Raw genomic sequence first — 22,542 nt, forward strand, 5'->3', positions numbered from 1 at the left:
ATATTGGACTATTTCCGGCGCCATCCATGTTTAAAAGCGGAAATTGCCGAAACCGGGCTCGCCGATGGGCTGCAGGGTGCTGACTTCTGCGGCCATGGCCAGCCAGTCCCGGATTTCGGTAAATTTCAGGGTCCGGTCGTTTAACAGCCGGGCCCCGCAGAAAAACGGATGGGCCTCGCCGTCATATTTTTCCACCATTTTTTTATAAAATGCATCGCGCTCTTCGTCTGTCATGGGCTTGCCCTGGGCCTGGCGTTTTCTGTCTTCAATGGAGAGCAGCACCCCGCCGGCACTTCTGCCGCTCATCACCGAAGTCCGGCCCCGCATGGTGTTAAACAAAAACGTGGGCCGGTAGGCCCTTCCGCACATGCCGTAGTTGGCCGCGCCGTTGTCCTGGCCGATGACCAGCTGAATTCTGGGCACCTGGGCGCAGGACACGGCCCTTACCATGTCGGCCCCGTATTTTCCAATGCCGTTGTGCTCGGCATCAGATCCCACCATGTAGCCGGGCGAACCCTGGACAAACAAAATGGGAATTTTTTCATGGGAACAACGCACGATCCATTCCGCGGCCTTTCGGGCGGCTTCCTCGAATATGATCCCGATTCGGTTGGAGGCGATCACCCCCATGGGATAGCCCTTGATCCGGACCTTGCCGGCAAGAATATTATCGCCCCGGCCCGGAGCGTAATGGGCCTTGTATTCAATAAAATGGCTATCATCGGCCATGGTTTCGATCACGGACCGGGTATCAATGGCCTGGCTGCCCAGGGCCGGCAGGATATCATAGATCCGTTCCATGGGATATAAAGACGGGCTTTCCTCAAAACGCTGGAGATGGCAGGTCTGCAAAGGCTCCAGGGACAAAACCTCCCGCACTTTCTCAATGGCTTCGTCCTGATTTTTGCAAAAATGATCGGCCCCGCCCGATACATGGGTGTGCACCCGCGCACCGCCCAGGTCTTCCGCGGAAATCTCCTCTCCGGTGGCCATTTTTACCAGGGGCGGTCCGCCCAGAAAAGAATAGGACATTTTGTCGATCATTACGGCCTCGCATGCCATAAACACGATATAGGCTCCGCCCGCGGTATTGCCCCCGGTGCTCAGGGTCACCTGCTTTAATCCCATGGCCGACATCCGGGCCATGTTGTAAAACATGGAGCCGAAATGCTGATCGTCCGGGAATACATCGGCCTGCATGGGCAGAAAGGCCCCGCCGGAATCAGCGATATAGACGCAGTTAAGCCCGTTTTTTTCCGCAATGGCCTGGGCGCGCATGTGCTTTTTCAGGGTAATGGGAAAATAGGTCCCGGCCTTGACCCGGCTGTCATTGGCAAAAATCATGGTCCAGTTGCCGTAGATTTTTCCAAGGCCCGTGACCACCCCGGCGCAGGGCACATCCTCGACCCCCGGGTAATTCATCCCGAATCCGGCAATCCGGGAAAGCTCAAAAAATTGGGTGCCCGGGTCGATCAACTGATCAATAAGTTCGCGCACTGGTTTTTTGCCCTGTTTGGCCAGGCGGTCCACGGCCTCCTGCCCGCCGGGCCACAAAGCCGCATTGACCCGTTCATCAAGCTTTGCCTCCTCGTTTAACCAATGCTGCCGGTTTTCAGTCATGGCTTCTGTCATGGGATGGGCCTCCTATTTGCCTTTGTACACGGGTTTGCGCTTTTCCCGGAATGCGGCCAGGCCCTCTAACCGGTCCTGGGTGGGAATGGTAATCCAGTAGGCATTGGATTCAATGGCCAGACCGGTTTTCAGATCCGTTTCCATGCCCGCATCAATGGCGAACTTGGCCTGTTCAATGGCAATGGGGCCGGTTTCACAAATCATTTCTGCCATTTTCAGTGCCTCATCAATGAGCAGTTCCGGCTCGCAGATGCTGTTGACCAGGCTGATGTCCAGGGCCTCCTGGGCATCCACCCGGCGGCCGGTGAAAATCAGTTCCTTTGCCTTGCCCCGTCCCACAAGCCGGGGCAGCCGCTGGGTGCCGCCGCCGCCGGGAATGATGGCCAAACGGGTTTCAGTCAGCCCCATGGAGGCGTTCATGGAGGCAATGCGCAAATCGCTGGCCAGGGCGATCTCGGTTCCCCCGCCCAGGGCGATGCCGTTTACCGCTGAAATCACCGGTTTGTTCAGCGATTCAATATCGCTCAGCAGGTTGCGGATGGTGTAGATAAATTCCTTTACCTGAATGTCTGTGAGCGTGGCGCGCTCCTTTAAATCCGCTCCCGCACAGAAGGCTCTTTGCCCGGCCCCGGTGATAATCACGACCCGGATATCGGGATCAAAACGCAGGGCCTCGATTTCAGCCTTCAGGGTCCGGAGCATGGCAAAATTAACCGCATTCATCATGTCGGGACGATTCAGGGTCAGAATCCGGACCTGGCCCCGGTCTTCTTTTACAAGGTCATTTTCATTTTCCATGACTGGATCCTCCTGTCTTTATGTCCGCACACAGGCCCCGGCAACGGGGACTTCAGCAACCGATGTTTCTGGAAATCACCAGGCGCTGGACCTCGGAAGTGCCCTCGCCGATATCCAGCAGCTTCTGATCCCTGTAAAATCGTTCCACGTTGTATTCCTTCATCAGCCCGTATCCGCCGTGGATCTGCACGGCATGATCGGCCACCCGGCCCATGAGTTCGGAGCAGTAGAGCTTGGCCATGGCCGCCTCCTTCTGAAACGGCCGTTTCTTGTCCCGCAGCCAGCAGGCCTTGTACAAAAGGTTCCTGGCACATTCGATTTCCATGGCGGAATCGGCCAGTTTAAACCCGATGGCCTGGAATCGGGAAATGGGTTTTCCGAACTGGACCCGCTGCTTTGCATATTTCAGGGCCGTCTCATATGCCCCCTGGGCTCCGCCAAGGCCCATGGCCGCAATGGAGAGCCGCCCGCCGTCAAGGGTGTTTAACATCTGGTGAAACCCCTCGCCCTGGCGACCGAGGATGTTTTGCGCTGGTACGCGCACGTCGTCAAAATACAGCTCCGCCGTATTGGAGGCCCGCCACATCATTTTTTTGTGCATGGGTTTGGCAACAAAACCCCGGGTGCCGTGTTCCACCAGAAAACAAGTGTATTCCGGCCGTCCGTCATCGCGCTGGCCGGTCACGGCCTGGACCGTAACCCCCATTGACATTTCGCAGGCAGCGTTTGTAATAAAAATTTTGGATCCGTTGATCACCCACTCATTGCCGTCTTTGACCGCAGTGGTCCGGGTTCCGCCGGCATCTGAGCCGGCCGTGGGTTCGGTGAGCCCGAAGCCCCAGAGGGCCTCGCCGGCGCACAGCCTTGGAAGGTATTTGTCTTTTTGCTCGGGAGTGCCGAAATAATGAATGGGGCCGATGCCCAGGGAATTGCCGGCGGCCACCGTGGCCGCCTGGGAGCCGTCCACCCGGGCAATTTCCTCCACTGCAATAATATAGGAGATGTAATCAAGCTCCTGCCCGCCGAATTTTTCTGAAACAAACATGCCAAACAGGCCGATATCACCCATTTTTCGGGTCAGGTCCGGAGAAAAAGCTTCCTGGTCATCGAGCTCTGCAGCCACCGGCCCGATCTGCTTTTCGGCAAATTTGCGGATTTCCTTGCGGATCATTTCCTGTTCGGTGGTAAGATCGAAATCCAAGATTCACCTCCTTATGTCAGTGGCGGAATGCCTTGCACGCCCGAAACCCGGGCACAGGGGGAAACGAATGCAACAATACAATGATCATAAAAATAACATCTGGTTTAAAAAAGTAACGTAAACGTTAAGTTTTGTAAAGTGATTTTCCTTCCTGATAGCAGAAAAATGCATCGGCCTGTCTTGACACTGCAAAGTTTGTGATTACTTTTCAGATGTGGGTCAACATCCTGATATATCTGGATAAATACCTGCATCCAGCAGGGAGCTGATTTATTGTCTGAAAAAACATGCATGAAAAAAGGAGGGAAGTGCCATGATCACCAGAAGATTTCTTGATTTTCCGGATTTTGGTTGGAAAAATCCCTTCGAGGAAATGGACCGGGTGCGCAGATATCTGGACCAGGTGCTGGGCCAGGCCGATGCCGGCTACCGGATTCCGCAGGCGGGGGTATTTCCCCTGGTCAACCTCACCGAGACCAAGGAGAACTATATCCTGCGCGCGGAGCTGCCCGGCGTTAATGCCGAGGCTCTCGACATCCAGGCCACCGGCAGAAACATCAACATTTCCGGGCAGCGTACCATCGAGCCTGATCCCAATGCCCGGTATCACCGAAGAGAACGCGAATCGGGCCGGTTTTCCAGGGCATTGACGCTTCCGGGCGACATCGACCGGGAGAAAATCGAAGCACAGCTCACCAATGGCGTGCTGACACTGACCATTCCCAAATCTGAAAAAGCCCGGCCCAAACAGATTCAGATCAAGGGATAAAACAATCAATCGATCTTTTCCGAAAGGAGGATGCGATATGACAAACGAAGCACAAAGCAGGGACATGCAGGTGAAAGGAAAACAGGAAGCCGCAGGCGCCGAGCAGACCCGGCCGGGCCCGGTCTTTATCCCGTCAGTGGATATTTTTGAAAACGAAAACGGCATCACCCTTATGGCAGATATGCCGGGGGTGGCCACCGATGATATCAATATTGACGTACGGGAAAACACCCTGACACTGACCGGAGAAATCAAGCCGTTTGAAAACGCGGACGAAACCGACATCCTGGTGGAATATGAAACCGGCCAGTATTACCGGCAGTTCACCCTGCCGGAGCTGGTGGACCAGGAGAAGATCGATGCCCAGCTAAAAGACGGGGTGCTCACCCTGGTACTGCCAAAAGCTGAAGCGGCAAAACCCAGAAAAATTGAAATCAAAAACAACTAAAACACCGTATCTTTACAGGAAAGCGCAAACAGGCGGCACCGGCAGAGATCCGGTGCCGCCTGTTTTTCAGAGGCTTCAAAGATGATGGCACCGGAAAAAGTCTGATTTCAGATGGCGCCGTAAAAAGTTCAAGATCAAGGCTTGCGCAATTTCGTAGAATGCAGCGTACTTATCCGTACGTGAAATTCTGAGAAATTGCGCGTAACGCAGATATTGGACTTTTTACGGCGCCATCAAAGATGATGATACACATCTTCGAGGCTCAAGTCACAGGCCAGCATCATGACCTGGGTGTGATAAAGCAGCTGGGCGATTTCCGCTGCGGTCTGCTGCCGGCTTTCGTACCGGGCCGCCATCCAGACCTCGCCGGCTTCTTCCACCAGTTTCTTGCCGATCTCATGGGGGCCTTGGGCCAGACGGGCCACGGTGCCCGAATCCGGGTCTGCGGTTTTCTTCTTTTGCTGCAATTGCCAAAACAGTTCTTCAAAGCGTTTCATGATCCGGTCCCGTATCTGGCATCCGCATACTCCACCCATCCGCCGGCAGCCACCAGGGCCCGGTCAAATTCAGACACGGAAAAGGCAATCCTTGTCTGCTGGCCTTGTTTTTCCACAGTCAGCTCGCCTGTCTCCAGGTCTGCATAAATTTCCGTGTCCGGCCCGGCAAACTCGCTAAAAAGCCGGTCAATGGTCTGCCGGGGCACATCAATGGCCAGCATACCGCAGTTAAACATGTTCTGCCGGAAAATCCGGGCAAAACTTTCCGCAATCACCATGTGAATACCGTTGACCTCCAAAGCCCATGGGGCGTGCTCCCGCGAGGAGCCGCAACCGAAGTTGGCACGGGTCACGATCACCCGGCAGCCGGCAATGTCTTTTGCCGGATCAAAGCCTTCCAGGTTCAGATCCTCGAGCAGGTAGGGCTGCAGTGCAGCCTTTGAGATTTCGGTTAAATACTTGGCAGGAATGATTTCGTCTGTATTGATATCCGACCGGTCCAGAAACAGGGTCTTGCCCCCGAAGGTATGCATATGACTTGGCCTCGCTGGTAAAGTTTTATTTCCTGTAAAGATCCGAATTGGCAATATGGCCGGCAAGGGCTGTGGCCGCGGCAGTGGCCGGGCTCATCAAATGCACCATGCCGCCTTTTCCCATGCGGCCGTAAAAATTGCGGTTGGTGGTGGAGGCGCACACCTCCCCTTCTGCGATCACCCCGCAGCTCATGCCCAGGCAGGCCCCGCAGGTGGGGTTGGCCACGCAGAAGCCGGCATCCATGAAAGTTTTGATAATGCCTTCATCCAGGGCCTTTTGATAAATCTCCGGGGTGGCCGGAGACACAATGCCGCGGACCGAATCGTTGATCCGCTGTCCCGAAAGCACCCGGGCGGCCACCCGCAGATCCTCTATCCGGCCGTTGGTGCACGAACCGATATAGATTTGATCCACGGCAGTGCCCTGCATTTCCGAAACCGGGCACACTTTGTCCGGCTTGTAGCCGTAGGTGATCTGCGGGGGCAGATCCGTGACATCAAATTGCAGCACCTGCTGGTAAACAGCGTCTTTATCCGGCTGCCACCTGCGATAATTTTCCAGAGCAGCTTGCCGGGAGTCATACTCCGTGCGGATAAAAGGCCAGAGATATTCCACAGTGGTCATGTCCGGATAGCAGATGCCGCAGGTGGCCCCGGCTTCAACGGCCATATTGCACAGGGTCATGCGCGCCTCCATGCTCATGGCCGCCACCACGGGACCGGCAAATTCGATGACACAGTCAGTGGCCCCGTTGACCCCGATTTGGCCGATGATATGCAGAATCACGTCCTTGGCAAACACCCCGTCTGGCAGCTCACCGGTGATTTCAATTTTAATGGAGCGGGGATAGCGAAACGCGCAGACTCCGTTTAAGATTCCCACTTCCAGGTCGGTGGTGCCCACGCCGGCGGCAAAGGCGCCGAATGCGCCGTGGGTGCAGGTGTGGGAATCGCCCATGATAATCGTGTAGCCTGGCCGGACAAATCCTTTTTCCGGAAACAGGGCGTGACAGACACCGTTTCTGCCGATATCGAAAAAATGCTCGATATGATGGCGCCGGGCCCAATCCCGCATGATCTTTCCCTGCATGGCGGTTTTGGAGTCCTTGGCCGGGGTCACATGATCAATGACCGCCATGATGCACGAGGGGTCAAAAACCCGGTCCTTTCCCCTGGCAATCAGGTCGTTGATAGCCACCGGCGTGGTGATTTCATGGCAGAATACCGCATCCAAACCCAGCACAACCATATCCCCGGCCGGGTTGTCGACCCGGTGGGCGTCAAATATCTTTTCTGCTGCTGTTTTACCTGTATTTTCCTGCATCTAGGATTCCCACCCCCCGATCATGTGCATGTGCAGATGAAAAATCTCCTGTCCCCCGCCCTTTTCCACATTGAAAAACAGCCTGTAGCCGGTGGCGCTCACACCGGTTTTGACCGCCATTTCCTTTGCGGCGAAAATCAGCTTTGAAAGAATCGGGCCGTCCGTATCTTCCAAATCATTGACGCTACGGATATGCCGTTTTGGCACAAGCAGCAGATGCACCGGCGCCAGCGGATTGATGTCCTTGAACACCACCAGATCGTCGGTTTCCATCAACAATTCCGTATCCATTTGTTTGTTTGCAATCCTGCAAAACAGGCAATCAGACTCCATAACGCCTCCCTGCGACACAATTATCGGATTTTGCGGTACCCGGGGATGGGCAGTGGACATGCATCAGCCGGTTTTCACCACCAGCACCGCGGTTTTGCCCAGGGCCCGGATCAATTTGATGCTGATGTCGCCAAGAACGAACTCTTCCTGTTTGGACATTTTTTTTCTGCCGATCATCAGCATGTCAAAATTCCCCTGGTTATAATAATCAATGATTCCTTCGGTAATCGTCGGATAAGGCTCTTGTACCAGCTCTACGCGGATTTTTCCGGGATCAAAGCCCTTTTCCTCCACAAGGCGCTGCCGGGCCTTTTCAAGCATTTCCTGCATGCGTACCGGCAGCTCTCCCATAAATTTTTTGCCCATCAACTCCTCGCCCGAGCTGGGCTTGCGGAAAATATGGACAAAAGTGATCTCCGAGTCCGCACAAATGGACATATTGATCAAAAAATTCACCAGCCCCCGGGAACTGACCGAATCATTTAACGGAACCAGTATGGAAAAACCCAATGCCTTATCCTCCATGCATGTATGCCCGTTTTTCTTTTATCACGCCAGACAGAACCCGGCAACCGCGTTGCGCAGATCGTCGAGAAATTCGTCAATGTTTTCATAAAACACCTGGGTTCCCCGGGAAAAATGCATCAAAATATCATTTAACCCCTCGGGAACGTACGGATAGACTTTTTTCAGATTCATGAACCGGGACTTGTCAAGCAGGGAAAAATCATCTGCATTGATGCGCTCCAGCAAGCCCGGGTAACTGTCCGGGTCTGTGGCAATCATGTAGAGCTCAATAAACCCTTTGCCCATGGCATAAAGCAAAATGTTTCCCATGCCGATCAGATCCAGGCTGAACGGATTTTCCGGCGCATCATAATCATAGTCAAAATCAATCCACACGTATTTTTCGGTTTCCTGTTCCACGATGAGATGGTCGTTGCGGATATCTCCGTGCCGCAATCCATTGATGTGCAATTTTCTTATGGCCTCAAATGATTCAATGAGCGTCTGTAAAATTGCCGGCAGTCGGGTTTCAAAATAAGTGCGGTGATCCATGACAAGGTTTCCGAGCTTGACAAAGAGATTGGTGCCCCGCACGATGTCCAGTACCCGGATGTTGTTTCCCTTTTCATCCCAAAACGATGATCCCTGCATGAAAAACGGATGGCCGTCCACAAGCTCGAGTATCCGGCTTTCCTTTTCCGGGCTGCGGAAACAGCGGATTTTTACGCCGGCAAGAGATGTGTAAAAGCTTTCAAAAAAGGCAAATTTTAAAAGTTTTCTTTCCCCGGTTTCCACATCCACGGCTCGCTTGACCCAGAATTTGGGATCTTCGATGCCAAAGCGCCGCTCCCGTTCAAATCCGGTAATCCGGTATCTCCGTTGCCCAAGGACGATTTCGTCGCCGCAGTCAATACGGGAAAAATCCCCGAAGTCCGGCGTCAACACCGCCATCAGGAACTCCCGCGGATTCTGGGCGGCAGATTGTCAATGGCCATTTTGATCTGTTCCACAAAATTTCTCAGGCCGTTGGCCTCAATGACCACTCCGAGCTGACAGGCCATGACTTTCAGCGAATCCACATCCTCATCATGCATGCAGAGCCGGTCACTGTGGTAGATCCGGATAAGACCGGTGTTGATATTGTGGTACTTGATGGGAATCGACATCATGGAAACAATGCCTTCCCTGGCTGCCGCCTCGGGATACTGTACCCGTTCGTCACACTGAAAATCCTCCACCACCTCCACATTGCCGGTGTAAAAGGCGCATTTTTTCGGATCCGCAAAAACAGGGCCCTTTTCCACGTAAGCCTCGCTGATGCCGTGGCTGCTGACCCGGAACAGCTCCTGTTCAATTTCGTCGAGAATCATGATACTGGCGCCTTTTACTCCAAAAGTCCGGCACAAGCCTTCAGCAAGGTGGTTGACCAGCTGGGTGAAATCCTCGTAAGTGGCAATGGCCAGGCTGATCGACTTGAAATGTTTCAGGTAAAACTTGCGTTCAGGCCCGTGATTCATGCAAACCTCCTTTAATGGCCATCAAAGGGCCGTTTTTGACATATCCGGAGGCCCCGGGGGGATCAATACCGACCGTTTCCGGATCCGGAGAAATCCGGAAGCGAAACCACCCATTTGTCCCTGGGGGTCGGTTTTTTCAGGGAAGTTTGCAGCTGCCGCAAAAACACCTTCCTGGGCACTTCCCGGGCCCCCATCCATACCAGGTGGGCTGTTGCCACCTGACAGTCGATCATGTCAAATTGATTTTTCTCCATGTGCCGGCAAAGGGCCACCAAGGCCACCTTTGAGGCGTCCCTGGCCCGGGTGAACATGGATTCGCCGAAAAAGCAGCCGCCGAGACAGACCCCGTAAAGCCCGCCAACCAGTTGGCCGTTTTGCCAGATTTCCACGCTGTGGGCGTAGCCATCTTCATGAAGCCGGCAGTAGGCCTCGATCATGTCATCAACCAGCCAGGTCTCCTCGTTGTTTTCCAGGCGCACCCGGGCGCACTGCCGGATTACCCGGTCAAAAGCGGTATCGCTTGTGACCCGGAAGCAGCCGCTTTTGATTCTCCGGCGCAGGCGGTCGGGTACATGCACCTGCCCGGGATACAGAACCAGACGCGGGTCCGGACACCACCACAGAATCGGGTCATAAGGCGAATACCAGGGAAAAATACCTTTTTCATAGGCCAGCAGCAGCCTTTCCCGGCTCAGGTCCCCACCAATGGCCAGCAGGCCGTTGGCCGCCGCAAAATGCGGCGGCGGAAACGACATTTTCTCGGACAGGCGAAAAATTGGCATGGTCTTCTAGCTAAAGGCAAACAGCAGCCGGTCGTCTTTGACCTTTATAAAGACCTCGCCGCCCTTTGTAAGCCGGCCGAAAAGAATTTCATCGGTGAGCACGTCCTTGATTTCCTTCTGGATCAGCCGGTCCAGGGGCCGGGCGCCAAAATGCGGATCATGGCCCTTTTGGGCCAGCCATTTGCGGGCATTGGCAGAAAGCCGCACAGAGACCTTTTTCACCGCAAGCTGCGGGGCCAGCTCATCCATGAACTTGTCCACCACCTGTTCCATGATTTCCTGGGTCAGGGGCTGGAAATTGATGGTATCATCGAGCCTGTTGCGGAACTCCGGGCTGAAAAAGTTCTCAATGGCTTTTTTGCCCTTTTGGCCGAAATCCTCTAACTGCCTGCCGCCAAACCCGATGGTGTTGGCCGCCATTTCCCTGGCTCCGGCATTGGATGTCATAATCAGAATCACGTTCCGGAAATCGGCCACCTTGCCGTTGTTGTCGGTCAACGCGGCGTGATCCATAACCTGGAGCAGGATGTTGTACATGTCGATGTGGGCTTTTTCGATTTCATCGAGCAGCAGGACGGCATAGGGATTTTTCCGGATCTGCTCTGTGAGCAGCCCGCCCTGTTCAAAACCGATATAGCCCGGGGGTGCTCCGATGAGGCGCGCCACGGCGTGCTTTTCCATGTACTCGCTCATGTCAAACCGCAGAAACTTTACCCCGAGGTTGGCCGCCATCTGCCGGGCCACCTCGGTTTTGCCCACACCCGTGGGACCGGTGAACAAAAACGAACCAATAGGCCGTTCAGGCGCGGCCAGCCCGGCCCGGGACCGCTTGATGGCTGTCACCAGGGAGGCAATGGCGCTGTGCTGGCCGAAAATCTTTTCCTCCAGCCGGGTCTCGAGACTGGCCAGATTGGTCCTGTCCGTGGACGTTACCCGGTTGGCCGGCACCCGGGAAATCTTGGCCACCACCTTTTCCATGTCCGTGGGCTGAACCCGCTTTCTTCTGCCCGAACCGGTGAGCCGCAGCAGCACCCCGGCCTCATCCATGACATCAATGGCCTTGTCCGGCAGATAGCGCTCATTGATGTACTTGGCCGACAACTCGGCAGCAGCCTTTAAAGCGGCATCCGTGTATCCGATACAGTGATGCTGCTCGTAATAGGATTTCAGTCCCTTTAAGATCTTAACCGTGTCATCCACGGAGGGCTCGGAAATCTCAATTTTTTCAAACCTGCGGGAAAAAGCCCGGTCCTTTTCAAAGAAATTCTTAAACTCCTCATAGGTGGTCGAACCAATGCAGCGCATCTCCCCGCTTGCCAGTGCGGGCTTTAAGATATTGGAGGCATCCATGGACCCGCTGCTGGTGGCACCGGCCCCCACAATGGTGTGGATCTCGTCAATGAACAAAATGGCGTTTTCCCGCTTTTGCAGCTCATTGATCACGGATTTAAGCCGCTGCTCAAAATCACCCCGGTATTTCGTGCCCGCCAGCAGCGCCCCCAGGTCCAGGGCATAAATGCGTGCGCCCTCGAGCAGATCCGGAATCTGTCCTTCGGCAATGCGCTGGGCCAGGCCCTCGGCCATGGCGGTTTTGCCCACACCGGGTTCGCCCACAAACACGGGATTGTTTTTTCGCCTGCGGCACAGCACCTGCACGGTGCGATCCATTTCCACCTGCCGGCCGATCAATGGATCGAGCCGGCCGCACAAGGCCTGTTCCACAAGATCCACAGCATAAACTTCCAGGGGGTCGGCTTCCTTTTTCTTCTGCTTTTTTCCCGTGGTAATGCCGGTATCCGAGCTTTCCTTAAACATTTCATTGGATGTACCGTGGGAAATCACGTTTAGCACATCCAGCCGGGTAATGCCCTGGGCGGCCATAAAATAAGCCGCATGCGATTTACGCTCCTCCAAAATGGAGGCCAGAATGTCGCCCACGTACACGGATTCCTTCTCCGCGGACCGGGCGTGATTTACCGCCCGCTGGATCACCCGCTGAAAGCGGATGGTCTGCTGGAGGATATATTCATGGTCATTGGGCACTTTTTCCAGTTTTTCGTCAAAAAACCGCTCCAGCTCCTGCTGGATGGTTTCCACATTGCCGCCGCAGGATTCGATAATCTCGCTGCCAACGCTGTCTTGAAGTATTGCATGGAGCATATGTTCCACACACACATACTCATGCCGTCTTTTCCGGGCCTCTTTGACGGCCTGGCTCAATACGATGCTCAGTCCCTTGCTGATCATAGGCTACACCTTTTCCATAGAGCTTTTCAGCGGAAACCCTCTTTCAGTAGCCAGTTGATGGACCGTTTCAATCTTTGTTTCCGCCACTTCATAAGTATATACGCCGCACACCCCTGCTCCGGATCTGTGAATCCGCAGCATGATACGGGTGGCTTCCTCGAAAGATTTCTGAAATACGTTCATCAACAGCTCCACCACAAAATCCATGGTGGTATAATCATCGTTGTGGAGCAGCACCCGGTACATGGGCGGCTCCTGAAGTGATTTCCGGGTCTTTGAAATTACTTTTTCTTCGGTTCCCGGCCTGTTTTCCTGCATATTTCCTCCGCTTCACCGAAAACACCCCTCTTGCCTGAAAAAATAATTTCGCGCAAATTTTCGGGATTTTAATTCAATATAAACACCGATACCCGGACTGTCAGCCCGGGTAATGAAAATTATAAAATCATTGGCATCCAAAATTCAACCCAAATTCATCAAATGCGGCCTGCAGAAAGGATCACCAACAGGACAGAATGAAAGGAAACAGGGAAGAGGCCTATTTGCCGCAGCACTTCTTGTACTTTTTCCCGCTGCCGCAGGGGCAGGGATCATTTCGGCCCACCTTGGCCGCCTGGCGTTTATGGGGCTTTTTGGCCGCAGCCTCGCCGCTGCCGTGGGAAAATGACATTTCCTGCTCTTCGGGCTGAACAAGGTCATCGACTTCGGCAGAGGGAGCAATCTGAATCCGGAACAGTATTTTGAGGGTTTCCTCCTTGATCCTGTCGATCATCTCCTGGAACATGGCAAAGGCTTCGCGCTTGTAAACCATCAGGGGATCCTGCTGGGCGTAGCTGCGCAGCCCGATGCCCTCCTTGAGATGATCCATGGACAGCAGGTGATCCTTCCAGAGGCTATCCACGGTCTGGAGCATCACAATGCGCTCCAGATGGCGGAATTCTTCCTCAGGCAGCATTTTTTCCTTTTCCTGATAGGCCGCTTTGGCTTCATCGGCAATCCGGCGGGCAAGAACGTCAGCGTCCAGGCCTTCGAGGCGTCCGGCGCTCAAATCGATTTTAAAATTAAACTGCCGGAACACGGCATCGGAGAGGGTCTTTAAATCCCAGTCCGCGGGCGGGGTTTTTTCCTCGGCATAGGTCCAGGCAATCTGTTCGGCCTTTTCTTCAATCATCTCCAGGATTACCGGCCGGAGGCTGTCGTCGCTCAATGCCTGCTGGCGCTGGCGGTAAATCACCTCCCGCTGCTGGTTCATTACATCGTCGAAATCCAGCAGCTGCTTGCGGATATCGAAATTGTGGGCCTCGACCTTGCGCTGGGCGTTTTCAATAGCCCGGGAGATCATCTTGTGCTCGATGGGCTCGCCCTCGTTCATGCCCATGCGGTTCATGATCCCGGAAATCCGCTCGCCGCCAAAGATCCGCAGCAGATCATCTTCCAGGGATAGATAGAATCGTGAAGAACCGGGATCGCCCTGCCGCCCGGAACGGCCCCGAAGCTGGTTGTCGATCCGCCGGCTCTCATGGCGCTCCGTTCCCAGGATGTGGAGGCCCCCGAGTTCCACAACCCCGTCGCCGAGCACGATGTCGGTTCCCCGGCCGGCCATGTTGGTGGAAATGGTCACCACTCCCTTTTGGCCGGCATTGGCGATGATCTCGGCTTCGGCCTCGTGGTTTTTGGCGTTTAACACATTGTGGGCAACACCCCGTTTTTTGAGCAAATCGCTTAAATACTCCGAGACATCGATGGAAACCGTTCCCACCAGTACCGGACGGCCCACGCGGTTTAACTCGATGATCTCCTCGATGGCGGCATCGTATTTTTCCTTTTTGGTCATGTATATCGCATCCGGATAATCCTCCCGGATCATGGGCTCATTGGTGGGAATGATGACCACGTCGAGATCGTAGATCTTCTTGAATTCCGCGGCCTCGGTATCGGCCGTGCCGGTCATGCCCGAAAGCTTATCATACATGCGGAAAAAATTCTGAAAGGTGATGGTGGCCAGGGTCTGGTTCTCGTTTTCGATTTTGACGTTTTCCTTGGCCTCCAGCGCCTGGTGCAGCCCTTCACTATATCTTCTGCCCGGCATGAGCCGGCCGGTGAATTCATCAACAATGATGACCTGGTTGTCCTTGATGATGTAGTCCACATCACGGGTAAACAGGGCATGGGCCTTTAATGCCTGGTTGACATGGTGCAGCAGTTCAATGTTTTTGGGATCATAGAGATTTTCCACCTGGAGCTGCTGCTCGGCCATGGCCACACCCGCCTCGGTCAGGGTCACGGATTTGGCCTTCTCATCCACCGTGTAGTGTTCTTCGGGCTTTAAGTGGGGAACGATGCTGTTGACCTGGTAATACAGATGCGTGGATTTCTCCGCAGGCCCGGAAATGATCAAAGGGGTGCGTGCCTCATCGATAAGGATGCTGTCGACCTCGTCGACAATGGCAAAGTGCAGCTCCCGCTGCACCAGCGATTCCTTGTCAAACTTCATGTTGTCGCGCAGATAATCAAAACCGAACTCGTTGTTGGTGCCGTAAGTGATATCGCAGGCGTAGCCCTCCTTGCGCTCCTGGTCGTTCATTCCGTGGACAATATTGCCCACGCTCATGCCCAGAAAGCGGTAAATCTTCCCCATCCACTCGGCATCGCGCCGGGCCAGGTAATCGTTGACCGTCACCACGTGGGCGCCTTTCCCGGTCAGGGCGTTTAAATAAATGGCCAGGGTGGCCACCAGGGTTTTTCCCTCACCGGTTTTCATCTCCGCGATATTGCCCTGGTGCAGGACAATGCCACCCAGGATCTGCATGTCAAAATGGCGCATTTCCAGGGTGCGCCATGAGGCTTCGCGAACCACGGCAAAGGCGTCGGGCAGCAGGTCCTCAAGGGACTCTCCCTGCTGGTACCGGGATTTGAGCAAAGGGGTCTGGGCGGCCAGATCCGCGTCGCTCATGGCCGAGTATTTGGGTTCAAGGGTGTTGACCGCATCCACCACCGGGTAGAGCCTTTTTAGGACCCGCTCGTTTTTGCTGCCGAATAATTTGGTTAAAAAATTGCCTGCGGCAAGTGCTGCCATGGAAGTCCTGTTCAAGGTTCAAGGTTCAAAGTTGATGACACCGTAAAAGTTCAATATCTGCGTTACGCGCGATTCCTCAGAATTTCACGTACGGATAAGTACGCTGCATGCTTCGACAATCCCGCAAGCCTTAATCTTGAACTTTTCACGGCGCCATCTAAAAACTGACTTTTTACGAAACCATCAAAGTCCAAAGTTTTGGGCTGACGTCCGCTATAATATATGGACTGACCGGGGTGCCGTCAAGGTGTCGGGTTTGAAGGCAAAAGGCCCGCTTCACGGGGAAGCGGGCCCTGGTTTTGGAACCCGGATAACAGACTATTTCAGCCCCAGCTGATATTTCAGGGAATTGAGAGTGTTTTTCATGAGCATGGTAATGGTCATGGGACCCACGCCGCCGGGCACCGGGGTAATGGAGCCGGCGATTTCCTTGGCTGCATCAAAATCCACGTCCCCGCGAAGGATGGCAATGGTTTTACCGGTTTTCTCGCTGACCTTTTCGCCCACGCGGTTAACGCCCACGTCAATGACACACGCACCCGGTTTGATCCATTCCGGCTTGACCAGCCCGGGCACGCCTGCGGCAACGATAAGGATATCGGCGCGCTTGCAATGGGCGGCCAGATCCTTGGTGCGGGTGTGAACAATGGTAACCGTGGAGTTGGCACCCTCGCCTTTCTGGCACATCATCATGGCAATGGGTTTGCCAACGATATTGGAACGGCCCACCACCACGACCTCGGCACCGCTGGTTTCAACACCGCCGCGCACGATCATCTCCTGAATGCCGGCCGGGGTGCAGGGCGCGTATTTCACCTCTGATCCGCCGATCATCAGGCGGCCCACGTTGACCGGATGAAATCCGTCCACATCCTTGTCCGGGTCAATGGCATTGAGGATCTTTTTCTCGTTGATGTGCTTGGGCAGGGGCAGCTGCACCAGAATGCCGTGAATTTCATCATCCTTGTTGTATTTGTCAATCAGGGCCAGCAGGTCCGCCTCGGAAATGTCTTCGGGCTGGTTGTCCTGAATTTCCTTGTAACCCAGACGATCCGCGGTTTTGATCTTTAGGGTCACATAAGACACCGAGGCGGGGTTTTCGCCTACCAGGATGGTAACCAGACCGGGCACCTTGTTGTGCTTCTCCTTGATCTGTTTGACTTCCTCTGCGATCTCCTCGAGGATCTGCTCCCGGATTTCAGTTCCTTTAATCAGTTTTGCCGTCATTTTTCCAACTCCTTTGTTTGGGGTTACACATTCGGGGCATATTTTTGTGTCATCACGGCCAATCAAACCGGATACGGGGCTGCTGTCAGGCCGGTGGTTTCAGACAGTCCCCACATGAGGTTCATGTTCTGCACAGCCTGGCCGGCCGCTCCCTTGACCAGATTGTCAATGGCCGACATCAGAATCAGCCGGCGGTTTTGATCATCCACCACAAAACCGATATCGCAGTAATTGGTGCCGCGCACGTCCCGGGTATCCGGCGGCCGGCCCTGCTTTGTGATCCGCACAAACCTGCGGTCCTGGTAATACTGCTCCAGACACTGCCGGATATCCGGTTCATTTATGCCACTGGCCAGGCTCGCATATATGGTTGTCTCCATGCCGCGGATCATGGGCACCAGATGGGGTACAAAGGTGATGTTCACAGGTTTTTGCCCCGCCAGGGTGAGCTTTTCTTCCATTTCCGGTTCGTGGCGGTGAGAAGCCACCTTGTATGCCTTGAAAGACTGGCTGACCTCGCTGTAGAGGCTGGTGACAGAAGGGTTGCGGCCCGCACCGCTGACCCCGGACTTGGAATCGGCAATAATGGTTCCGCTGTCAATGAGCCCGGCCTCCACCAAAGGCACCAGAGGCAGCAGCACACTGGTTGGATAGCAGCCCGGATTGCCCACCAGCCGCGCACCGGCAATATCGTCTGCAAAGATCTCGCAAAGCCCGTAAACGGACTCGGCAAGCAGCTGTTTTGATTCGTGGCTCTGGTATGCAGCCGCATACAGGGCCGGATCCCGGAACCGGAAATCCGCGGACAGATCCACCACCCGGCAGCCTTTTTCAATGATTTCCGGAATGATTTCCATGGGAAGTTTATGAGGAAGGGCCGTAAACACAACGTCGGCACGCCGGCAGACCGAATCGGCATCAAAGGTCTCACACTTCTGGGTGATGATTCCCGCCATGGCCGGGTATATGCTGTCAAAGGCCACGTCCGCATACTGCCGCGAGGTTAAAGCCGTGATCACCGCTTCCGGGTGCCCGGCAAGAATCCGCACCAGTTCTGCACCGGCATAGCCGGTGGCCCCGACAACAGCGGCTCTGATCATGGATCCTCCTTACAGGTTGTTTCAAAAAACGATTTCCAGCACCAGGAAATCGGAACGTATAGGTTGAAATCTAGAACAAATAGCAGAGCTTTTCGGCAAATTCAAGGCGTTTCATGGCAGAGGCCCGTTTTTCCGGCACCCGGCCCTCCCGAATGTCCGCCCCCGGAAGAAACCGGAACAAAAGCCTCATAAAGATCTGTTCGGACAATAAATTCCATTACCTGAAAATCCGAATCCAGGATCTGTTCCGGGTTCATGAACAAATTCCGGTCCAGGCGGTTTACCATCGGCCAGTCCAGTCTTTGCAAAGGCGGCAGATTTTCCTCCGCGGCCATGCTCAGATGCAGATGCGGCGGCAGCCAGCGTTTTTTGTTTTCACCGGAAATACGGGCAAAACACCGGCCTGCTTCCAGGCGCTGCCCGGTATGCAGACCTTTTTCCGGCGTGATGTGGGCGTACAACACAAGGCACCTGCCAGTAGGGTTGTCCACCTCATGGGCTGCGATCACAGTTGTCCCGAGAAAATCGGGGATCATGGCGACCACTTGGCTGTCAAATGCCGCAGGCACACAGACGGTTTCATCCAGCCGGAAATACCGGCCGGACCTGTCGACAAAAAAACAAAGATCCAGCCCTTCATGGGACTGAGGCCGGGGCCTGCCGTGGCCCCACCAGCTTTTCCGACTGCCAAAGCGCATGCCGGCAAAAAACAGCAGGTGGTCAAATTCAATGTTCCGGCAAATGCGGTTTTCAATCAACAAATCCCGAAAAAAACCGGTCCTGCCGGCACAACCGCCTGAAGCGTTCACGCCTGCTGCCTCATTCGGCCGGCGAGTTCCAAATAGCGCGCCGCCTGATCCGACTCGCCCTGTTTTTCATACAACCGGCCGATGCGCTGATAATACCCGCCCCGGTTCTCCGGATCCTCCTGAACCAGGGAGAAAAACAAATCCAGCAGCTTGGTTGAGGTCTCGCCGCTTTGAAAGGAAAGTTCGGCAAACCGGCGTTTGATAAAGGGGTCAATGCGCTGTTGACAGGACACACACTGGTTCATGATCCGGGCATATGTATCCCGGGCCTCTGTCACGTGCCCGGAGGCCTCCAGGGTCTTGGCCAGAGCCCGGGACACGATTTCGTCTTCGCCGTGGGCATCGGCACAGGCCTGAAACATGCCCATGGCTTTTTCCAGGTCTCCGGCCTGAAAAAAGGTTTCTCCCATCAGCATCTGCATGTCCCGGATTTCCTGAATCTCTTCGGGTGCCGCGGCCAGCAGTTTCCAGGCTTCGGAATACTGCCCGTTTTCCCAGAACAATTCGCAGAGCAGCTGATAGGCCTGGATTTCCGCAGGATTTTGTTCCAGGCAGGTTTCCAGCAACTGCCGCGCCCTGTTGTGGTCTTCAGCATGCAGACAGGCCGTGGCCAGTTCCAAAACAATCAGGGGCTTTTCCGGGTTTTGCGCCATGGCCTCGGAAAGCTCGGTGACAGCCGTGGAAAATTCGCCCTGATTCAATGCGGTATACCCCCGGACAAAGGCATCCCCATAGGAGCGGTATTCTTCTGCCATCTCTTCGGGTAGCGCGTGGCAGAGCACGGCAAACATTTCCGCCTCATCTGTATCAAATTGCCCGGTCCCGTCGGATAACTCCGACTCTGCCGCTGAATCGGAATGTTGCGGTTCAGCATACCGGCGCATTTCTTTTCCTCCCCGGACAAGGCCGGATAAGTCCTGCTGGATCTGTTTCCGGATTCCGGCATTTTCCGTCAGGCCCATGGCCAGTTCATAGAATTCAGCAGCTTCCCTGGTATCCCCGGCTTCGGCCAGGGCCCGGGCGTTTTCCACATGGTTTTGCGCCAGTGCCTCGCTGGCCGCTTGATGCTTTTGCGCAATCCGGTCAAGCAGGTGGGTTTTTTCCGGATGCCGGGTTTTGATTTTATTCAATGCCTTTTCAAATTCAATCCGGGCTTGCCCATAGGCGGCGTTTTGAAGGCATTCATCGCCTTTTTCTTCATGTCCCTCCGGGGATTTTCCGGAAAATATGCGAAACAAACCCATTGCTTGTCTTTCCTTTCCAATCAACGCCAGTTTATGCCGCAGGCTCCGGAAAATCCGGTCCGCGGCGGTGGTGTAAAAATTTTCCGGCTGCCGTGACCCCTTGCTCAAAACCCTCCAGGATCTTTTCCTCGCTTCGGGTCAGGCGATGGACCCGGAAATCAGACGGCGGATAAATCACATCAATGCGGTGTTGGGTCTCCAGGTCATCCAGGAGTTGATTGTATGTCCCCCAATGTCGATCCAGGGCGGCAATCAAGTGCTGGTAGCGATCCTTTTTGTAATAGGATTCATATAACATCTTGACCCAAAAGGATTCCCGCTCCTTTCGATATCCCCGGGGCCGGGTGGCCACCACGAGGATGTCTTTTTCCGCAAAGCCCAGTTCCAGCGCTTTTTTGTACGGCAGGGGATTGCAGACACTTCCGTCCATTAACTGATCTCCGCCGTAGGAGACAAAATTGCGGTACAAAAACGGAATGGCCGACGAAGCCTTTAATGCATCCGGGATATCATGAATTTTGCTTTCCAGATACACGGGTTCCGGGGGTGCGTCTTCATAAAACCGGGTAACGGCGATCCAAAGGGGACATCCCGTGCTGCGCAGCCGCCTTACATGAAGCGGTTCTGGTCCGGCAATGAACTGATCCAGCAGCCAGTCCAGGTTCAAAACGTGCTTTTCCGGTCTGAAAATATTGCTCATCCGGATAAACCGGCCGGTCAGCAGTTCAGAGAAAAACGCGTCCCGGGCCAAATGAATTTGCCGGGCGGCATATGCCGCCCCGATCAGGGCGCCTGCAGAAGTTCCGATGATGGCACGCCACGGATAATACCCCCGTTCCAAAAAGGCCTGAAGCACGCCAACCAGAAAAATACCGCGCATGCCCCCGCCTTCGAGCACCAGCACCTTTTTGGGAGGAAAGTCCAGAAATCGGCTTTTAATGGATCGGCACTCGCTGAAAAGCCTGGAAATCAACGTCATGGTCCCCCTGTCCCGACTTTCGGTTTTTTTATTCATAATACATCCGGCCTGCCCCTGAAAAGCATAAAATCGCAAACTCTCAGCAGCCGGCCGCATCGGGAAGCCTTAATCCAGGCAAACGGTTTTGTTTCTGTCAGATTTTCTTTCTTGCACCTTTGCCCTTTGGCCTTTACCCTTAGGATCATGACAACCATTCGACAGCAGATCATCGCGATTCTGGAGCAGGGGCTCTGTGATGCCAGAGATCTTTCCCAGGAACTGGGCATCAGCGAAAAAGAAGTCTATGCCCACCTGCCCCATGTGGGCAAAAGCGTTGCCTCCCAAGGCAAAAAACTTCACATTCAGCCCGCCCGCTGCCTGGCCTGCGGATTTGTGTTCGGCAGCCGCAAACGGGTCACCCGGCCGGGCCGTTGTCCGGAATGCAAAAACCAGCGCATCCAGAGCCCCAGATTTGAGGTCAGATAAAAACCTGTTACAGGTCCAGCACGGCTTGCAGCTCCGTCAGGGCAACAGGTGAAACCATACAATCCCCAATGGCCGAAAGCAGAACAAACCAGATAAAATCCGCCTCCCGCTTTTTGTCCCGGGCCAGGGCGTCGTAAACCGCGGCCGGATCCGCAGGCAGGGAAACCGGAAGACCAAAGCACGCCAGCAAACCAGAAAGGCGCTGCATGTCGGATTCGCACAGCAGCCCTTTTTTCACAGACAACCGGGCTGCGGCAACCATGCCCGCGCTCACGGCCTGACCGTGGCTGCATCCAATGGTTTTTTCAATGGCGTGGCCCAAAGTGTGGCCAAAGTTGAGTTTCCGACGCTCACCTTTTTCCCGTTCGTCCCGGTTGACAATGTCGGATTTGATCACAACGGAGTCATAAACAATCTGCTCGATGACCTCCGGTATCAGGGCCATGGCCTCTTCGGCCCGGGTTTCCAGCCGGCCGAAATAGCCGGCATCGGCTATGGCGGCATGCTTGATAATTTCGGCAAACCCGGAAACCACCTCATGGCCGGGCAGTGTTTTCAAAAGGTGCGGGTCGCATATCACAAACCCGGGCTGATAAAAGACCCCCACCATGTTTTTGTAGCCGTCCAGGTTGACCCCGGTCTTGCCGCCCACGCTGGCATCCACCTGGGCCAGAAGGGTTGTGGCTGCACTGGCAAACCGCACGCCCCGCAGATAGGTGGCAGCCACAAAACCGGTAATGTCACACACAATACCCCCTCCCACACCGAACAGAAACACGCTGCGGTCGGCTTCCAGATCAATTAAGCGCCTGTAAATAAACGCGGCCGTATCCAGGGTCTTGGACGGCTCGCCGCAGCCAATAACAATGCGCTCTGCATCCGGCATTTTCTGACTGTAAAGCCGGTTAACGGTTTCATCGGTAATCACAATCACACGCGTGTTTTCCGGCAAATGGGCGCCTGCATTTTCCAGGCGCTCGCCCACCAGGATTTGTGAAACCCCGGTTTGGCCGGCAATTTCAAGATGCTTCATTACCACCTCTTTTCAAATAAA

The 22,542-nt window shown here is 54.6% G+C and carries 23 protein-coding genes; 3 read left to right on the forward strand and 20 right to left on the reverse strand.

Features of this window, described 5'->3' with window-relative positions:
• Window positions 1–30: 30 nt before the first annotated feature.
• From HNR65_RS05655 to HNR65_RS05665, 3 genes are read right to left on the reverse strand one after another with little or no spacing between them, the layout of a single operon-like run.
• Entirely contained in the window at window positions 31–1,632 is a 1,602-nt protein-coding gene (locus tag HNR65_RS05655; protein WP_232364660.1) for an acyl-CoA carboxylase subunit beta, read from the reverse strand.
• A gap of 12 nt (window positions 1,633–1,644) precedes the next feature.
• Window positions 1,645–2,430 (reverse strand): enoyl-CoA hydratase-related protein, encoded by a 786-nt coding sequence (locus tag HNR65_RS05660; protein ID WP_181550483.1) that lies wholly within the window; start codon window positions 2,428–2,430, stop codon window positions 1,645–1,647.
• A gap of 52 nt (window positions 2,431–2,482) precedes the next feature.
• Complete coding sequence (locus tag HNR65_RS05665) at window positions 2,483–3,631, reverse strand: acyl-CoA dehydrogenase family protein (protein WP_181550484.1); 1,149 nt, start codon at window positions 3,629–3,631, stop codon at window positions 2,483–2,485.
• 313 nt (window positions 3,632–3,944) lie between these two features.
• On the opposite strand from HNR65_RS05665, the gene HNR65_RS05670 reads away from it, so the two are divergent.
• Complete coding sequence (locus tag HNR65_RS05670) at window positions 3,945–4,400, forward strand: Hsp20/alpha crystallin family protein (RefSeq protein ID WP_181550485.1); 456 nt, start codon at window positions 3,945–3,947, stop codon at window positions 4,398–4,400.
• 37 nt (window positions 4,401–4,437) lie between these two features.
• Window positions 4,438–4,848, forward strand: coding sequence for an Hsp20/alpha crystallin family protein (locus tag HNR65_RS05675; RefSeq protein WP_181550486.1), 411 nt, complete (start codon window positions 4,438–4,440; stop codon window positions 4,846–4,848).
• A gap of 233 nt (window positions 4,849–5,081) precedes the next feature.
• Here HNR65_RS05675 and HNR65_RS05680 read toward each other — a convergent pair whose 3' ends face one another.
• The 16 genes from HNR65_RS05680 to HNR65_RS05755 form a co-directional block, all read right to left on the reverse strand.
• Entirely contained in the window at window positions 5,082–5,345 is a 264-nt protein-coding gene (locus HNR65_RS05680; RefSeq protein WP_181550487.1) for a phosphoribosyl-ATP diphosphatase, read from the reverse strand.
• Window positions 5,342–5,878 carry a 3-isopropylmalate dehydratase small subunit gene (locus HNR65_RS05685; RefSeq protein ID WP_181550488.1) on the reverse strand — a complete coding sequence of 179 codons (537 nt, stop codon included), beginning with the start codon at window positions 5,876–5,878 and terminating at the stop codon, window positions 5,342–5,344. Before HNR65_RS05685 ends, HNR65_RS05680 begins: the two co-directional genes overlap by 4 nt.
• Window positions 5,879–5,903: 25 nt before the next feature.
• On the reverse strand, window positions 5,904–7,202 hold the full coding sequence (locus HNR65_RS05690; RefSeq protein ID WP_181550489.1) for a 3-isopropylmalate dehydratase large subunit: 1,299 nt from the start codon (window positions 7,200–7,202) through the stop codon (window positions 5,904–5,906).
• Window positions 7,203–7,595, reverse strand: a complete 393-nt coding sequence (locus HNR65_RS05695) for a histidine triad nucleotide-binding protein (protein WP_332309012.1) — start codon at window positions 7,593–7,595, stop codon at window positions 7,203–7,205.
• Between the two features lie 3 nt (window positions 7,596–7,598).
• Entirely contained in the window at window positions 7,599–8,060 is a 462-nt protein-coding gene (locus tag HNR65_RS05700) for a universal stress protein (protein ID WP_181550491.1), read from the reverse strand.
• A gap of 24 nt (window positions 8,061–8,084) precedes the next feature.
• Complete coding sequence (locus tag HNR65_RS05705; RefSeq protein ID WP_181550492.1) at window positions 8,085–8,993, reverse strand: protein kinase family protein; 909 nt, start codon at window positions 8,991–8,993, stop codon at window positions 8,085–8,087.
• Window positions 8,993–9,559, reverse strand: a complete 567-nt coding sequence (locus HNR65_RS05710; protein WP_181550493.1) for a GAF domain-containing protein — start codon at window positions 9,557–9,559, stop codon at window positions 8,993–8,995. The genes HNR65_RS05705 and HNR65_RS05710 overlap by 1 nt, the downstream gene beginning before the upstream one ends.
• A gap of 62 nt (window positions 9,560–9,621) precedes the next feature.
• The gene (gene aat, locus HNR65_RS05715; RefSeq protein ID WP_181550494.1) at window positions 9,622–10,341 is read right to left on the reverse strand and encodes a leucyl/phenylalanyl-tRNA--protein transferase; all 720 of its coding nucleotides are present in this window, start codon (window positions 10,339–10,341) and stop codon (window positions 9,622–9,624) included.
• 6 nt (window positions 10,342–10,347) lie between these two features.
• Window positions 10,348–12,588 (reverse strand): ATP-dependent Clp protease ATP-binding subunit ClpA, encoded by a 2,241-nt coding sequence (clpA, locus tag HNR65_RS05720; protein WP_181550495.1) that lies wholly within the window; start codon window positions 12,586–12,588, stop codon window positions 10,348–10,350.
• Between the two features lie 3 nt (window positions 12,589–12,591).
• Window positions 12,592–12,906, reverse strand: coding sequence for an ATP-dependent Clp protease adapter ClpS (gene clpS / locus HNR65_RS05725; protein WP_181550496.1), 315 nt, complete (start codon window positions 12,904–12,906; stop codon window positions 12,592–12,594).
• 220 nt (window positions 12,907–13,126) lie between these two features.
• A complete protein-coding gene (secA, locus tag HNR65_RS05730; protein WP_181550497.1) occupies window positions 13,127–15,664 on the reverse strand; it encodes a preprotein translocase subunit SecA in 2,538 nt (845 codons plus the stop codon).
• A gap of 318 nt (window positions 15,665–15,982) precedes the next feature.
• On the reverse strand, window positions 15,983–16,891 hold the full coding sequence (gene folD, locus HNR65_RS05735) for a bifunctional methylenetetrahydrofolate dehydrogenase/methenyltetrahydrofolate cyclohydrolase FolD (RefSeq protein WP_181550498.1): 909 nt from the start codon (window positions 16,889–16,891) through the stop codon (window positions 15,983–15,985).
• 62 nt (window positions 16,892–16,953) lie between these two features.
• Window positions 16,954–17,991, reverse strand: a complete 1,038-nt coding sequence (argC, locus tag HNR65_RS05740; protein WP_181550499.1) for an N-acetyl-gamma-glutamyl-phosphate reductase — start codon at window positions 17,989–17,991, stop codon at window positions 16,954–16,956.
• Window positions 17,992–18,092: 101 nt separating this feature from the next.
• Window positions 18,093–18,800: a hypothetical protein gene (locus tag HNR65_RS05745; RefSeq protein ID WP_181550500.1), complete on the reverse strand. Its 708-nt coding sequence runs from the start codon at window positions 18,798–18,800 to the stop codon at window positions 18,093–18,095.
• The gene (locus HNR65_RS05750; protein ID WP_181550501.1) at window positions 18,797–20,044 is read right to left on the reverse strand and encodes a tetratricopeptide repeat protein; all 1,248 of its coding nucleotides are present in this window, start codon (window positions 20,042–20,044) and stop codon (window positions 18,797–18,799) included. The genes HNR65_RS05745 and HNR65_RS05750 overlap by 4 nt, the downstream gene beginning before the upstream one ends.
• 31 nt (window positions 20,045–20,075) lie before the next feature.
• A complete protein-coding gene (locus tag HNR65_RS05755) occupies window positions 20,076–21,059 on the reverse strand; it encodes a patatin-like phospholipase family protein (RefSeq protein ID WP_181550502.1) in 984 nt (327 codons plus the stop codon).
• A gap of 147 nt (window positions 21,060–21,206) precedes the next feature.
• Between HNR65_RS05755 and HNR65_RS05760 the strand changes: the two genes are divergently transcribed.
• The gene (locus tag HNR65_RS05760; protein WP_181550503.1) at window positions 21,207–21,488 is read left to right on the forward strand and encodes a transcriptional regulator; all 282 of its coding nucleotides are present in this window, start codon (window positions 21,207–21,209) and stop codon (window positions 21,486–21,488) included.
• Between the two features lie 7 nt (window positions 21,489–21,495).
• Here HNR65_RS05760 and aroB read toward each other — a convergent pair whose 3' ends face one another.
• The gene (gene aroB / locus HNR65_RS05765) at window positions 21,496–22,521 is read right to left on the reverse strand and encodes a 3-dehydroquinate synthase (protein WP_181550504.1); all 1,026 of its coding nucleotides are present in this window, start codon (window positions 22,519–22,521) and stop codon (window positions 21,496–21,498) included.
• Window positions 22,522–22,542: the final 21 nt, after the last annotated feature.

It is taken from the genome of Desulfosalsimonas propionicica, from assembly GCF_013761005.1.
In the GTDB taxonomy this organism is placed as follows: Bacteria; Desulfobacterota; Desulfobacteria; order Desulfobacterales; family Desulfosalsimonadaceae; genus Desulfosalsimonas; species Desulfosalsimonas propionicica.